We start from the raw sequence: 16,343 nt of genomic DNA, 5'->3' as shown, positions 1-16,343 counted from the left end.
AATAAAAGAGGCTTAATAGCCTCTTTTTTTATATATAAAAACAAAAAATTAGATTAAAACTTTAACATTTATGGTAAAGAATTTATGATGTAATAAACACCTTATATGATAATAATTTACCCAAGAAATTACACCTAAATAATTTTAAGGTAAAAAATCGATGAGTCTTTCTAAAGCCATGGCGCGAGAACCTTTCAATAAAATATTTTGCGTTGGTAGGGTATGGTTTTTAAGATATTCTCTCATGTCATTAGTTGTATGAAATTTTTGAACTCTGGTAGTCTTCGTGTTGGTAGAATAAAAATTTTCACCAACTAAATAAATAAAATCAAAATTTAACTTTTCTGCAAGATTTACAATCTTTTGATGTTCTAAAACCGATTCGCTGCCCAATTCATACATATCTCCAATAATTATAGATTTAGTTCCTTTGAAATGAGAAAAATTTTCTAAGGAGACTTCCATACTGCTCGGATTAGCATTATAGGTGTCTAATACTAAAACTACATTTTCCTTTTCTACAACTTGTGAACGTTGATTTTGAGGGGAATAATTTTCTATTCCTTTTTTAATCGTATTTATATCTATACCAAAATAAAGCCCTAAGGAAAAAGCGGCGCAAATATTTGTAAAATTGTATTGACCGGTAAGTTGAGAATTAATTACAAGGTCTTTATATTGAATGCTAACCCGATGGTTATTTTCTAATAAAGAAAATGTATATGAGCCATGAGAACCGAAAGTTATTTTTTCTATTCCTTGACTCAAAGAAACTTGTAAAGGATCGTCGGTATTTATCAGAGCCGTTTTTTTATATTCTCTCAAGAAAGCATAAAGTTCTGATTTTCCTTTAATTACTCCTTCTTTGCCTCCAAAACCTTCTAAATGAGCTTTACCAAAATTTGTTATATAGCCAATAGTTGGTTGAGAAATACCGCTTAATAATTCAATTTCTTTACGATGATTGGCACCCATTTCAATAATAGCAATTTCATGCTCGGGATTTATAGATAAGATGGTAAGCGGCACTCCAATATGGTTATTTAGATTACCCTGTGTGTATAAAACATTAAATTTTTCACTTAAAACGGAAGCTATTAGTTCTTTAGAAGTAGTTTTACCATTACTTCCGGTTAAACCAATAACAGGTATGTTTATTTGATTTCTGTGATATCTTGCTAAATTTTGTAAAGCAACTAAAGAATTTTCAAAATAGAAAATGCCTTTTTCAGGATTTGATACATCAATATCATCTACAACGGCAGCTAAAGCACCATTCTGTATTGCTTGTTCAGCAAATCTATTTCCATCAAAATTATTTCCTTTTAAAGCAAAAAATAAATTGCCTTTTTCAATTTTTCTGGTGTCCGTTGCAATTCCTGAAGATTGCAAAAAAATGGAATATAATTCAATAATTGTCATATATAATCTTCCTGGTTTATTTTGAAATTTACTATACAAAAATAAATAATTGTTAGCTACATAGATCAATAATCATTCTTTAATAATTCAATCATATAAATATAATCAGAACAAACAAAAGTCGTTTTTGATATATGTTTTATTTAAAAAAAATCAAAAATTTCAAATAAATAAATTTATGAAGTTAACGAACGGTTAATTAGATTGAAATTATTTCTTCTGATATGTAGTAGAGAAACTGATTATAATATAGATGTTAAATTTATATGATAAAAAAAAACAGCTTACTAATAAGCTGTTTTAAATTTATTTAGTTTTTACAACTTTATAGAACCTTCATTTCGTATAAAACATTATTCATATTCCTTACCGCATCAGCTGAAGCTTTAAATTTAGCTTTTTCAGTGTCATTGAGTTCCAGTTCAACAATTTTTTCAATACCGTTTTTACCTAAAACTACAGGTACTCCAATACAAATATCGGTTTCACCATATTCACCGTCTAGGTAAACGGAACAAGGAATTACTTTTTTCTCGTCTCTAATAATAGATTCAACCACTGCAGCTCCGGCAGCCCCGGGAGCATACCATGCTGAAGTTCCTAATAGTTTAGTTAATGTAGCACCACCAACCATTGTATCGGAAGCAACTTTTTCTAATTTATCTGCAGATAATATTTTTGAAAAAGGTACCCCTTGGCAAGAAGCAAAACGAGTTAAAGGAATCATCGTTGTATCTCCGTGTCCTCCTATAACAGTAGCTTGAATATCGTTTTGAGAAGCTCCACTAGCTAAAGATAAGTAGGTTTTGAATCGAGATGAATCCAATGCCCCTCCCATACCAATAACTCTAGATTTAGGTAATCCTAAAGATTTAAGAGCTAAATAGGTCATAGTATCCATAGGATTCGAAATAATTACCAATATAGCTTCCGGAGAATATTTTAATATGTTAGTTGCAACGTCTTTAACAATTCCTGCATTAGTACCAATAAGATCTTCACGACTCATTCCCGGTTTTCTGGGAATACCTGAAGTAATCACGGCAACGTGAGATCCGGCAGTTTTAGAATAATCGTTAGTACTTCCCGTAATAGTAGTGTCAAATCCTAAAAGTGATGTGGTTTGTGTTAAATCTAAAGCTTTACCTTCGGCAAAACCTTCTTTTATATCAACGATTACTAGTTCGTCAACTATTTCTTTCCTTGCAATGTTATCAGCACAAGTAGCCCCTACGGCTCCAGCGCCTACTACAGTTACTTTCATATTTTTATACTTAATTTATTGTTAATAATCTTCTCAAAGGTATAATAAGTTTAATTATAATAAAATGTCGTTTATCATCTTTTAAAACATAACTCTCCAATTTTAAATTCACTATTTTTTTAATAAATTTGATAATTATTTTACATCCCACATACATGGAATATGAATTAACGGTAATCATACCGGTTTTTAATGAAGAAGATAATCTTGAACGAGTTAAAGAAGAAATGTTGGCATTTCTACATGCTGCTAAGAAAAAGTCAAAAGTACTTTTTGTTAATGACGGTTCTAAAGATTCAAGTCTTTCGGTAATTCAAAAAATTTGCAACGAAAATCAAGAATTCTTTTATATATCATTCGATAAAAATTATGGGTTAAGCGCCGCAATTAAGGCAGGATTTGATTATGCCGATACACAATGGGTTGGATATATTGATGCAGATCTTCAAACATCTCCCATGGATTTCAACATTCTTTTAGATTATGCGGATCAATACCAATTGGTTACAGGAGTTCGATCCAACAGGAAAGACAGTAAAGTTAAGAATCTTTCATCGAAAATTGCGAATGGAATCCGACGTGCTTTTACTCATGACGGGATGGATGATACGGGGTGTCCTTTAAAAATTATTCAAACTGAATATGCGAAAAAAATTCCGATGTTTAAAGGATTGCATCGTTTTCTACCGGCAATGATATTACTTCAAAACGGGAAAATTAAACAACTTCCGGTTCAGCATTTCGAAAGAATAGCCGGTAAATCCAAATTTCATTTATGGAATCGTCTGATTGGGCCTCTAAGTGATTGCTTTGCTTACATTTGGATGAAAAATAAATATATCAATTATAAAGTAGCTGAGAAAAAAATATGAAAAATATCTTAGCTGAGAATCTTTTTTTTAATGATCTATTTGCAAAGTATTTTACCTTAAGTTTAGGTTTTCTTGCACAAATACTTTTTTCAAGTAGAATGATAATTCAATGGATTTCAGCAGAAAAAAATAAAAAGGTTACTTCTGATCTCATCTTTTGGCAGGTAAGTCTTGTTGCTTCCTTTTTTTTATTCGTTTACGGATATTTGAGACATGATTTTTCAATCATGTTAGGGCAATTGATAACTTATTACATTTACATTAGGAATATTCAGCTTCATGATGCCTGGATGAAATATCATGTAGTTTTTAGATATATCTTATATTTATTTCCTGTTGTGGCAATTATATTTAGCCTTTGGAACAGTGCTTTTGATTTACATAAACTTTTTAGCAGGCAAAATATACCCTTATGGTTACTAATATGGGGAAGCCTCGGACAAGTTTTATTTACCATGCGATTTATCTATCAATGGATTTATTCGGAAAAAATTAAGAAATCGGAATTACCTATGGGCTTTTGGATTTTAAGCCTTACCGGATCATTGATGATCTTTATTTATTCAATTATCAGAAAAGACCCTGTATTATTTGCCGGGCATATTATAGGAATTATTGTTTATACAAGAAACATAATTATCCTGAAGAAAAGTGATAGTTAAATAAAATAGTTAATAAAATATATTTGACTATTTTTCGATTATATAGTAATGAAAATTTTTTATTTAAAAATATCATTTTAAATAAAATAAAATATGCATGAAAAATAATAACACTAAGCATATAATAGTATTGTTTTGCACTTCTCTGATTATATTAGGGGTAAACTTAGGAGTCATGCCGGTTAATATAATGGAGGCACGAAACTTTATCACTGCAAGAGAAATGGTACAAGACGGACATTGGTTTTTGACTACATTAAACGGAGAACCTAGGTATGAAAAACCGCCTCTTCCAACTTGGATGACTGCTTTTTTTGGGTATTTATTCGGATTTCATTCTGTGGCAATTTTACGTATATCCGTAGTTCTTGTGACTATGGTCCTCGTATTTTATATCTATAAATTTTCATTGAAATTAGGGCTTACGGGACAAACCGGTTTTCAAAACGGATTAATTCTATTAACTTCTTTTTACGTTTATTTTGCAGGTAGAGATAATCAATGGGATATTTATTGTCACAGTTTTATGATTGTTTCAATATTTTATCTATGGAATTTATTACGTTTGAAAAACGGTACAATAAAAAATTCAATACTGGGAGGAATTTTTCTTGCTTTTTCTATGCTTAGTAAAGGTCCTGTTTCATTATATGCTTTGCTGCTTCCGTTTTTAATTTCTTATGGGTTTATTTATAAATTTAATTTTAAAAATAAAAAAATTTTAAAACCACTATGTATTTATATACTTATTGGTCTTATAGGAGGCCTTTCTTGGTCGGCTTATGTACATTGGATGGATCCTGAACATTTGAATTCAATGGCAAAAAAAGAAACAGCCCGTTGGATTAATGATTATAACTCGAAATCCTTTTTTTATTATTGGAGTTTTTTTACTCAATCCGGAGTATGGACGATATCTTCCTTAGTAGCTCTCTTTTATCCTTATATGAAAAATAAGGTTTCCAACCTTAAAGCCTATCAATTTACCTTACTGTGGACACTATTTTCCTTGCTTTTACTCAGTGTAATTCCGGAAAAAAAAGTACGGTATATTTTACCCACCTTAATTCCTCTTGCTTTGAATACAGGATTCTATATAGAATTCATTCTTAAGGGAATTAAAAATAAAAAAGATTCTGTGTTGATTAAGATAAACTTTGGGTTATTAGGTTTAGTAGGTATTGTTTATCCTTTGGTACTATATTTATTTTTTAAAGAAAAAATTACGCGACAATCCGATTGGGCTTTATACTCATCCCTGGTTTTATTTATAGTAGGAATTAGTATTATGTATTTCCTTATTAAAAAATCTTGGCACCGTGTATTTAATTCTATTATACTATTACAATGTGTGGTTATCATTTTTGTTTTCCCTCTAGCCAAAAGTTTTTTGTATAATCCCAATTACAAATCTGTAAAAGATTTGCATAGATTTACTACGAATAAAATGACCTTGTATGATTATAAATACATGTCACCCGAAATTGTTTGGGATTACGAAGATAAGATTCCACCTATTGACAAGGTAGGAATTAGAGATCAATTGGAATTAAAAAATAAAAATTATGTCGGAGTCCTTTGCTTTCAAAAAGATACGGAAAATTTAATTAAAGAATTAAGCTCAATTTATAACGTTAAAAAAGTTTCGTATGTTGATTTAAATACTGTGGCTCCTTCCGGCAAATCATACAAAGAGAGATTAGCTCGTGACTTCCTAATTATTTATAAAAAATCAAATTCAAATCAAGAATAAATGATAGCTATTTAAATATTTTTTTTAAAAAACGTTTAAATTTTGCTTTAGATTCAATTTTACGATTAAATTCTTTTTGATAATGAGCAATTTTAGATTTTACTTCATGTAAAGGATATCCGGAAACCTTAGAATATTCTTCAATTAATAGGTCTAAATAGGGTTGCTCTTTAATATTATTTGATAAACTTTTCATCTTAATATCAAAAGATAACTCTTCATGAAATTCCATTCTGTTTAAATCTACCAAATACATTTCGTAATCGTTATTTTTACGGATAATAAGAGTATTTCCGGGTGTATTATCTTTAATATAAACCCCTTTAGTATGAACATAGTAGGAAAACCGAGCAAAGGCTTTCACACATTCAAAACCATCCGGTTGATCGTATAATTCTCGCAAGGTAAAATCATAGGAAACGTATTTTGATATGTAATAACTGGAAGTTAAACCCATGATATCAAAATTTTCAATATAAGCCAAAGGTTCAGGATTTAATATATCTAATTCCAAAAGTTTTGTTCCGTGTTCAAAAGATCTTCTAGCTTTGGATTTTCTAAAATATCGGTATACAAATTTATTTATTAAGTGAGGTTTTTTAAAACTTTTAATCGTAATATAATCTCCCTTAAAAGGAACTTTTTTTATAACATTTCTTTCCGGGTTTCCAAGTATTTCATCATAACTATCAAAATTATTGATAATGTTTAATAATTCATCTTTGCTTTCCTGATATTTTTCGTTTAGAATGTATTTGCGCATTTAATATAAAAATTATAATTGTTTTTAATAACAAATTTAGCTTATATTTAAGGTTTTATAAGATAAGAGATAATAAGTGAAATAGTAGGCATTTAAAAACAACAAATTTAATAAATTTTCGTTTTTTTATTAGCTTTGTCAATTATAAGAAATAAATGAAGAAAATTATATATTCAATTCTGATTTTAAGCCTTTTGGGAGGCTGCTCAACCAAAAAAAACGGGATAACTCATCGTACGTATCATCGGATTACTACTTGGAACAATACTTTATTCAACGGGCAAGAAGCATTAAATGAAGAATTGAAATCAAGAAACTCAAGATACAGGGATAATTTTTCTGCCATTTTACCAGTAGAACTGGGTAATCCTTTTGTGGAGGAAAAAGAAAATTCTCTTGATAATTTCTTAGCAAGTTCAGATAATAACACTGCAAATCTATCAGGAGAACTAAAAGATAATTTAAAAAATTTAGATGCCCAAGGAGCCATAAATTCCTTATCTGACGCTTTTGGAAAGATGTTAGGTGCAGGTAATGATTCAAAAGCGCAAGGTTATGACAAAGCTATAGAAAAAGGAAAGAAAGCCGTTGAAAAACATTCAATGCTTATAAAAGGAAAAGAATATAATTCCATGATGAGTGAGGCTTATCTTTTATTAGCCAGAGCTTATTATTATAAAAGAGATCCGTTTGAATCTCTTAACTATTTGAATTATATGAATTCAACTTTAGTAAAAAATACAAAAAAAGCTCAAGTTGAAGGTTATATGGCCTTAGCACAAGCGCAATCAGGAAATTCTTTTCAAGCAAATGAGATTTATGAAAAACTCATCAATCAAAAATTAAAAAAAAGAGATGCAAAATTTATCTCTAAAATATATTCTCAATTTTTAATTGATGAAAAAAGATATTCAGAAGCTGTTAAAGCTTTAGACGTTGCAAAAAAATATAATAAATGCAATACAAACCAAGCTCGTTTTAGTTTTATTCAAGGTCAATTGTCAGAAAAATTGAACGAAAAGGATTTGGCAAGAAACTATTATAATTTAGCTTTTAAGAAAAAATCTACTCCCGAGTTGGAGATTAAATCACAAATAGCTTTATCTAGATTGTATAAAAAAGAGGATAGCTTAGCCTATACGAATAGAATTAAATTTTTAAAAGGGTTAACCAAAAAAGGATTATATCAATCCAGAAAAAATGAAATATACTATGCAATGGGTCTAACTTCCCTAAAAGAAGAAAGAAATAAAGATGCGATGAACTATTTTTTTGCCTCTTTAAAAGAGGAAGAGAGTGATCCTCAAATACGAGCATTAGTTTATCAAGAAATAGGAGATAATTATTTTTCAAAACCTGACTATGTCTATGCAAGTGCCTATTATGATAGCGCAATTTCAAGATTTGTTGATCCGGCAATGAAAAGAAAATTAACAGCTAAAAATAAAGTTTTAGAAGAAGTAACCAAAAAATATTACTTAGTAAAAAAGAATGATAGTATTATTATGGTTGCTAAAATGTTACCCGAGCAAAGAAATAATTATTATCAAAAATATATAAATCAACTAAAAGAAAAAGAAGAAAAAGAAAGATTACAACAAGAAAAGAATCAAAGAAGAGAAAATAATACCGAGTTTGCTACCGAATCGTTTGAAAATACAACATCTGCATTTACGATGATTACACCCAATACCAAAGGAAAATGGTATTTTTATAATAATAACATGAAGCAAGTAGGTCAATCAGAATTTAGAAAACAATGGGGGGATAGAATGTTGGAGGATAACTGGCGAATAAGCAATAAGATTTCAAATTTAGATGATGTTAAAACGCAATTATCGGGTCAGTCGGATTCTAAGAATCCTAGACGATTTGAAGTTGAATATTATACAGAAAATTTACCTAAAAGTCAATCAGAAATAGATGTTTTAAAAAATCAGAGAGATTCTGTGGAATTATCATTAGGAATTTTAAATTACGATCAGTTACATGATGTAAAATCAGCTACCTCTACTTTAGAACATTTATTATCAACTCAACCTTACAATGAGGAAATAAAAGTTTTGGCAATGTATAACTTGTATCGTTTTAATCAAGGAGAAAATCAAGTGTTAGCAAAAAAATACTCAGATATAATAACTGCCCAATATCCTGATACTAAATATGCTTACGCTATTTTGCATCCTCAAGTTAATGAGTTAAAAACTAATTCTTCAGATGCAATCTTGTTTTATGAAAATGCCTATCAAAAATATAAAAACGGTAACTATTCAGAAGTAAAAGACATGGCAAGTCAGGCACTTTCCAAATATCCCAAAGATGAGATAATAGCTAAATTTGCCTTACTTTCCGCTTTTTGTGATGCAAAATTAGGAAATAAAGAAGAGTTTGAACAATCGTTAGAACATATTGCTGTCTTATATAAAGATAAAGAAGAGGGAAAGAAGGCTGCAGATTTATTAAAATTCTTTAAAGATAAAGAAAAGGAAAACAACAATAAATCTGTAATAACCAATGATCCTGAAATCAAAGCTAATTTCCCGGTATTAGAAACAAACTCAATGAATTTGCCTACATTAGAAAATTGGCAAAACAATGACGTGGATATCGATAGTATAGATTAAACGGATTCGCTAAACTTAGTAAGTATAACTTTTAAAAAGATGTATTTAGCTAACTAAATGCTATCTATTAGATTATATGATTTAAATCATATAATTATTTAAAATCATTCTAAATAAAAAACATAACTTTGAATTGATAAATGAAAAATTTACTTTATATAAATAAAGTAAAGGAGTAATTTTCACTGTGTGTTCTCACAAAATTGGTTTTATTTTATTTAGTTTATAAAGCAAAATTTTTGGTTACAAAAATTTTGCTTTTTATTTTTACTAGGGATATTATAAGAATTGATTTATTCTTTGGTTATTTTTAAGTTTAATTCCTCTAGTTGTTGCTCATGAATATAGGAAGGAGCATCTATCATAACATCTCTTCCCGAATTATTTTTGGGAAAAGCAATATAATCTCGGATTACTTCTTGTCCTCCTAAAATAGCTACAAAACGATCAAAGCCAAAAGCTATACCGCCATGAGGAGGAGCACCAAATTTAAAAGCATTCATTAAAAAACCAAATTGAGCTTCGGCTTCTTCTTGAGAAAATCCTAATAAAGAAAGCATTTTTCCTTGTAATTCTTTATTATAGATACGAACAGAACCTCCTCCAATTTCATTACCGTTTAAAACGAGGTCATAAGCATTGGCTCTAACTTCTCCGGGGTGGGTATCCAAAAGAGAAATATCTTCAGGTTTTGGAGAGGTAAACGGATGATGCATGGCAACATACCTGTTTTCTTCCTCATCCCATTCAAGTAACGGAAAATCGACAACCCATAAAGGAGCATAAACCTCAGGATTTCGTAAGCCTAAACGTTCAGCCAATTCCATACGTAGCGCACTTAATTGAGGGCGCACTTTATGAGCTTGCCCCGATAAAATTAAGATCAAATCACCGGGTTGAGCATTTGCTTTTTGTATGACTGCTTTTAGTTTTTCTTCAGAATAAAACTTATCTACAGAAGATTTAATACTTCCGTCTTCATTGTAACGTATATAAACCAATCCCGATGCACCTATTTGAGGTCTTTTTACCCAATCGGTCAATTCATCCAGCTGTTTTCTAGTATAAACAGCACATTTTTCAACATTAATACCAACCATTAATTCCGCTTCATCAAATACTTTAAAACCGCTGTTCTGTAATTCTTCATTGAATTCAATAAATTCCATTCCAAATCGAATGTCCGGCTTATCATTACCGTATTTCTTCATTGCTTCCGCATAAGTCATTCTAGGGAATTTATCAAAAGAAAGATTTTTCAGCTCTTTTAAAAGATGTTTGGTCAGACCTTCAAATATTCTGAGAATATCTTCTTGTTCAACAAAAGACATTTCGCAATCAATTTGAGTGAATTCGGGTTGGCGGTCAGCACGTAAATCTTCATCACGAAAACACTTAACTAATTGAAAATATTTATCTAGGCCTCCAACCATAAGTAATTGTTTAAAAGTTTGAGGCGATTGAGGTAAGGCATAAAATTGTCCGGGATTCATACGAGACGGAACCACGAAGTCTCGTGCTCCTTCAGGTGTAGATTTTATTAAGACAGGGGTTTCCACTTCAATAAAACCTTCTTGAGATAAATAATTTCTTACCAGTTGAGCAACCTTACTTCTGAAAATTAATTTTTCTTTCACAGGATTACGTCTTATATCCAAATATCTGTATTTCATACGTAATTCTTCGCCTCCGTCCGTCTCATCTTCAATTGTAAATGGTGGAACCAACGATGGATTAAGTATGGATAATTCTTCAACTAAAATTTCAATAGCACCTGTAGGCAAATTAGGATTTTTACTGGATCTTTCAATTACTGTTCCTGAGGCTTGAATAACAAATTCACGACCTAATTTTTTTGCTTTATCAATTAAATCCTTATCGGTTCGTTGTTCATCAAAAACAAGTTGAGTGATTCCATATCGATCGCGTAAATCTATCCAGGTAAGGAAACCTTTATCACGAATAGTTTGGATCCATCCGGCAAGAATTACTTTTTGTCCTATATTTGATTCATTAAGTTCTCCGCAGGTGTTGGTTCTATACATGTTGACAATTTTTATACAAAAATAATTATAATCTGTTGAATACGAATTAGAAATTTTACGTTAATGTAAAATTTAAAAGTCACTTGATTTATCAACAATTTTTTTTTGATTAAGTAGTCTTTTCAATTATTTACTAGGAGAAATATTTAGTTTAGATTTAACCTATAGAAAATTAAAAGAATAACTTTTCATAGTTATTTGACTCGTTAGCATTAAAATCCTCTTGTATTATTTTATCTTATAGATAAAAAAGTATCTAAAAACTTTAAAAGACTATAAAAATAGTTAAAAGTAAAATTTCACAAATTGAAAATTGGTTTGAAATTGTAGTACTTAAGTCAATTTAATTGAAATTTTTTGAAAAAAGTTTTAAAGCCATTTTTTTTTCTTCAACCAATAATAAATAATCAGGGTAATAATAAACATAATCAATAATATGATCGGATACCCCAATTTAAATTCCAGTTCAGGCATATAATGAAAATTCATCCCGTAAATACCCGCAATAAATGTCAAGGGCATAAAGAATATTGAGAAAATGGTAAGAGTTTTCATTATCTCATTGGTCTTTTGTGAAGATAAGGAAATATATAAATTGAGTAAATTATTGAGGTCGTCTATAACTTGCTCATAAAGAGTTGTTAACTTTAGATATAAATCTTTAGCATCTTGATGGGCAGCCTTTTCTTGCTTAGAGGGTTTAATAGAATTAATCACCTCATCCGAAAGAATTAAAAGTTTAGTACAAAGATTGGTTTTTCTTTTTAAAGAATAAATGCTTTGCAAAACTTTGGAAGAGGGATCTTTTAAAAAAAGTTTATTTTCATAAGATTCCAATCTATTAATAATGTGTAATATGGAATCATTATAAGTTTGTAATACACTTTTTAAAATTTTTATAATAACCATATTTGTCGAGAAAGTTTGTCCCATACTTTGACATTTGTTGGCAATATCATCGATAAAGGGCATTTCAATACGGTGTATAGTAATTAGTAAAGAATCATTAAAAAAAACGGCAATTTTGTTGGAAAGACTTTCAATATTGGTGTCTTTTTTATCGCCTTTATGTACTACTCTTAATATTAGGAAATTAATGCCATTTTCAGTTTCAAATTTTGGTAAATGATTAGGCTCTAAACTATCTGCAAGATTATAGAAATTAAGATTGCATTTTTCCGCAATTTTTTGCATTTCTTCTTTCGTAGGATTGAGTAGGTCTATCCATTCATAATTAGATTGATTAATTATTTTTACTGCCATTAAATACCTTTTTTGTAAAAGTACTACTTTTAGAAATAAGAATATTCAAAAAATAAATTAAATCATTGCAATTTTAAAAGAATTTTATAAAATAAATTACTAAATAGATAAAACTAAAATACATTATTTACATTTATCTTAATTTTTGATAATTTGTAAAACAGATTTATATGAAGTTAATTACTTATTTGTGGACAATAGATTTGTTTTAATAAATCATAGGTTTAGTAAACCACTTGCGTAGCAAATCGTATTAAATAATTTCCAATTCATATTTTTGTGCATGCGTAAGGAATGCTTCTTCAGATCTTGCAGAAAAATAAATATCCTCGATTCTTATATTTTCTTTATTGTAAACATACCAAAGTAAACTATCCGGTTTCCAATAAATTTGTAAACCGTTATACCTTACCACATCTTCCCATTCCGTATGGATGAAAATTTCAAAATCTTCTTCTGAAATGTTGGAAATTCCTAAATATTCATAACCACCTTGAGCGCATTGATAATACAACATGACTTTTAAAAATTCAATCAGCGGAATTTGTTCCTCATACCATTCATTTTCATTTAACAGTTGATATACTTTTGGATTAGTATTTTCCGGATCAATTTCAAATCCCCAATAGCATATATTTTGATTTTCTTCTAAAAAAACTATTTTATTATCATCTCTTTGAAGTTGCGTGGGTAAAGCAAAACGATTGAATGATTCCATCAACATTCCATTTTTTCCGGTCATCAAATAAAGATCACGAATAATATCAGGCAGTGCGAAACCCAATTTACTTTCAACTTTATCGAGTTCCGAAGACTTAACTCCGTCACTTTTAGTTAATTTTCTACCCAATAATCGCTCTGCCAAAGAATTAATAGTATTCATTTAAATAATTTTTTTCAAAATTATATATAAAATTAAAGTGATAAAATGATATTTGTAACCAACAGTAATAAAAATTTAATGAATTGAAATAACCATCTTCTACTTCAAATTTATTTATTCAATTCATAAATGGAATTTGAGTTAATTTCTAGTTATATTTGACTTTAAAATGTAACAATTTATTACTGACATTATAACATTAATATAGCTACTAACGTTCTCATAATGATTTATTTTAAGTAATAAATAAATAAAAATTATTTATTTTAATAATGATTGATAATAGTAAAAAAATGAAGCTTTTATTACTCAGTAATTCCACTAATGTTGGAGAAAAATATCTTGAATTTTCAAAAAAACATGTACAATCATTTCTGGGTACTGAAAAAATAACTATTATATTTATACCTTTTGCAGCAGTAACTTTCTCGTATGAGGAATACGAAAATAAAGTTAATGAAGCCTGGAAAGAAATAGGTATAGAAGTGAAAAGTATACATCATTTTTCAGATACTAAAGAAGCGATAAAAAGGGCAGAAGCAATTGTCGTAGGAGGGGGAAATACCTGGAATTTGGTAAAAAAATTACAACAAGAAAAATTACTTTCGCTTATCCAAGAAAGAGTTAAAGAAGGAATTCCTTATATAGGTTGGAGTGCAGGATCCAATATTGCATGTCCCAGCTTGAGAACAACTAATGATATGCCAATAGTTGAACCGGAAAATTTCCAAACCTTAAATTTGATCCCTTTTCAAATTAATCCTCATTATATAGATACACATCCTGACGATTTTGGTGGAGAAACCCGTGAACAAAGAATTAGAGAGTTTATAACCTTAAATCATAATTTATATGTAGTAGGATTAAGAGAAGGTACTATGTTGCATTATGAAAATGAAAAGTTAAAGTTGATAGGAGAAAAAACGGCAAGAATTTTTAAATACAATCAACCCATTAAAGAACTGGGCTCTGAAGAAGATTTTGACTTTCTATTTACGTTAAGTTAAATTAAAAATAAGATAAATACAATTTTAAAATTGTATTTTTGCATATAAATTAACATAAGTATGTCACTATATCCATTGATATTTCAACCTTCCTACCATTACAGAATATGGGGGGGAAATAAACTAAAACAATTCGGTAAAGAAAGTAAGGAAGAAAAACTGGGAGAAAGCTGGGAAATTTCAACAGTTCCGGGATATGTTAGTATAGTAAGCAACGGAAGCCTAAAGGGTAAAAATTTAGACGATTTAATCAAAGAGTATAAAAACCGTTTAGTAGGGAAAAAAGTATATAAGAAATATGGAGATAAATTTCCCTTACTCATTAAATTCTTAGATGCAGCTCAACCCTTATCTGTTCAAGTTCATCCAAATGATGAGTATGCAGCAGTTCACCATCATTCTTTCGGGAAAACGGAAATGTGGTATGTATTGGAGTCAGAGCCCAATTCAGAGATTATACTAGGATTTGAAAAAGGAACAAATAAGACTATTTTCACAGAAAATATTGAAAAAAATACTTTAGATACAATCCTCAGAAAAATACACCCTGACAACGGAAGTGTTATATATATACCGTCCGGTAGAGTTCATGCCATGGGAAAAGGAATTTCAGTAGTTGAAATCCAACAAAATTCAGATGTGACGTATAGAATCTACGATTATGATCGTATTGATAAAGACGGGAAAAAAAGAGAATTACACCTCGATCAAGCTAAAGAGGTAATGGATTATTCTTTTGTTGAAGATCCATTTTCACATTATGATAAAGATGCAAGAGAGACAACACTATTAGCATCTCCATATTTTACGGTTTCATCGATGGAAGTTACAGAAAATAAAATTTTAAATAACTTGTCCAATTCATTTCGTATATTGATTTGCTTAGAAGGAGAATGCACCCTATTGAATAAGACCTTACCCGTAACCCTTATAAAAGGGGATACGGTGTTGCTTCCTGCGGAAGTTGAGAATGTTGAAGTAAAACCCCTTGTACAAACAAAACTCTTAGAAGTTCATATAGATTAAATATGAAATATCTTAGGACTTTAGCTACCATACTTTGGAGAATCTGGTTTTATATTTTAGCTGCCCTTTGCACACTTACCATTGGTGTGGTAATTTATCTGATGACTTATCAGAAAAATAATAAGCTAACCTATTTCTTTATGCGAATGTGGGGATGGGTGCTTTTCTATGGATCGGGATTTACCTATTCATTACTGTCGGAAGTAAATTTAGATCCTAAAGAAAATTACATATTTATTGCCAATCACACTTCCTTAATTGATGTAGTCTTAATGTATGTACTCCACCCTCATCATCCGATCATATTTGTAGGAAAAAAAGAGTTGGAAAAATACCCCGTATTCGGAAGAATTTATAAAAAAGTATCCATCCTGGTAGATAGATCCAGTAGACAAAGCAAACAAGCAGTTTTTTCTGCCGTAAAAAAAGAATTAACCCAACAAAATAAAAATGTGGTTATCTTTCCGGAAGGAGGGGTTCCCAAGAGAAAAATAAAATTGGAAAAATTTAAAGATGGAGCATTTATAGCTTCAATTTATTGTAATAGTCCTATTGTTGTATATGCATTTCATAATCTAAAAAATATGTTTCCATTTGTATTTAATTTAGGATATCCGGGTAAAGTTAAAGTAGAGCGTGTAAAAATATTGTATCCGAATGGAGAAACGAAAGAATCACTCAAAGAAAAAGCCTATCACTTAATTTATGAAAGGATAAAAGATGATAAGATAGATTTTATGAATATAAAATAAGTAATTT

13 protein-coding genes are annotated in these 16,343 nt (G+C 29.6%); 7 read left to right on the top strand and 6 right to left on the bottom strand.

The genetic code is table 11. The annotated features are described in order from the left end of the window. Positions 1-144: 144 nt before the first annotated feature. Positions 145-1,422 (bottom strand): UDP-N-acetylmuramoyl-tripeptide--D-alanyl-D-alanine ligase, encoded by a 1,278-nt coding sequence (gene murF, locus GYM72_RS07910; protein WP_220264021.1) that lies wholly within the window; start codon positions 1,420-1,422, stop codon positions 145-147. A 325-nt stretch (positions 1,423-1,747) separates the two neighbouring features. Continuing rightward, the gene (gene mdh, locus GYM72_RS07905; RefSeq protein WP_105296699.1) at positions 1,748-2,686 is read right to left on the bottom strand and encodes a malate dehydrogenase; all 939 of its coding nucleotides are present in this window, start codon (positions 2,684-2,686) and stop codon (positions 1,748-1,750) included. Positions 2,687-2,841: 155 nt separating this feature from the next. Here mdh and GYM72_RS07900 point away from each other — a divergent pair, with 155 nt between their 5' ends. The 3 genes from GYM72_RS07900 to GYM72_RS07890 all read left to right on the top strand — a co-directional run bounded on the left by GYM72_RS07900 (position 2,842) and on the right by GYM72_RS07890 (position 5,973). After that, entirely contained in the window at positions 2,842-3,558 is a 717-nt protein-coding gene (locus GYM72_RS07900) for a glycosyltransferase (RefSeq protein WP_166005799.1), read from the top strand. After that, positions 3,555-4,220 carry a lipid-A-disaccharide synthase N-terminal domain-containing protein gene (locus tag GYM72_RS07895; protein WP_160541776.1) on the top strand — a complete coding sequence of 222 codons (666 nt, stop codon included), beginning with the start codon at positions 3,555-3,557 and terminating at the stop codon, positions 4,218-4,220. The genes GYM72_RS07900 and GYM72_RS07895 overlap by 4 nt, the downstream gene beginning before the upstream one ends. A 97-nt stretch (positions 4,221-4,317) precedes the next feature. After that, entirely contained in the window at positions 4,318-5,973 is a 1,656-nt protein-coding gene (locus GYM72_RS07890; protein ID WP_220264020.1) for a glycosyltransferase family 39 protein, read from the top strand. Positions 5,974-5,980: 7 nt separating this feature from the next. Here the strand turns inward: GYM72_RS07890 and GYM72_RS07885 are convergent, their stop codons facing one another. Beyond that, a complete protein-coding gene (locus GYM72_RS07885) occupies positions 5,981-6,736 on the bottom strand; it encodes a Kdo domain containing protein (RefSeq protein WP_220264019.1) in 756 nt (251 codons plus the stop codon). A gap of 155 nt (positions 6,737-6,891) precedes the next feature. Between GYM72_RS07885 and GYM72_RS07880 the strand changes: the two genes are divergently transcribed. Next, on the top strand, positions 6,892-9,360 hold the full coding sequence (locus GYM72_RS07880) for a hypothetical protein (protein WP_220264018.1): 2,469 nt from the start codon (positions 6,892-6,894) through the stop codon (positions 9,358-9,360). Positions 9,361-9,653: 293 nt separating this feature from the next. Here GYM72_RS07880 and aspS read toward each other — a convergent pair whose 3' ends face one another. The 3 genes from aspS to GYM72_RS07865 all read right to left on the bottom strand — a co-directional run bounded on the left by aspS (position 9,654) and on the right by GYM72_RS07865 (position 13,551). Beyond that, positions 9,654-11,405, bottom strand: coding sequence for an aspartate--tRNA ligase (aspS, locus tag GYM72_RS07875; protein WP_220264017.1), 1,752 nt, complete (start codon positions 11,403-11,405; stop codon positions 9,654-9,656). Between the two features lie 369 nt (positions 11,406-11,774). Then, positions 11,775-12,668, bottom strand: coding sequence for a CorA family divalent cation transporter (locus GYM72_RS07870; RefSeq protein WP_160564539.1), 894 nt, complete (start codon positions 12,666-12,668; stop codon positions 11,775-11,777). 253 nt (positions 12,669-12,921) lie between these two features. After that, positions 12,922-13,551, bottom strand: a complete 630-nt coding sequence (locus GYM72_RS07865; protein ID WP_220264016.1) for a hypothetical protein — start codon at positions 13,549-13,551, stop codon at positions 12,922-12,924. A 293-nt stretch (positions 13,552-13,844) separates the two neighbouring features. On the opposite strand from GYM72_RS07865, the gene pepE reads away from it, so the two are divergent. From pepE to GYM72_RS07850, 3 genes are read left to right on the top strand one after another with little or no spacing between them, the layout of a single operon-like run. Further along, entirely contained in the window at positions 13,845-14,558 is a 714-nt protein-coding gene (gene pepE / locus GYM72_RS07860; protein WP_220264015.1) for a dipeptidase PepE, read from the top strand. A gap of 60 nt (positions 14,559-14,618) precedes the next feature. Then, positions 14,619-15,584 (top strand): type I phosphomannose isomerase catalytic subunit, encoded by a 966-nt coding sequence (locus tag GYM72_RS07855; RefSeq protein ID WP_220264014.1) that lies wholly within the window; start codon positions 14,619-14,621, stop codon positions 15,582-15,584. Positions 15,585-15,586: 2 nt separating this feature from the next. Next, complete coding sequence (locus tag GYM72_RS07850) at positions 15,587-16,336, top strand: 1-acyl-sn-glycerol-3-phosphate acyltransferase (RefSeq protein ID WP_255571479.1); 750 nt, start codon at positions 15,587-15,589, stop codon at positions 16,334-16,336. The last annotated feature ends 7 nt before the right edge of the window (positions 16,337-16,343 follow it).

The sequence above is a fragment of the Apibacter sp. ESL0404 genome, assembly GCF_019469245.1.
Taxonomy (GTDB): Bacteria; Bacteroidota; Bacteroidia; order Flavobacteriales; family Weeksellaceae; genus Apibacter.
This window is presented reverse-complemented; position numbering and strand designations above follow the sequence as displayed.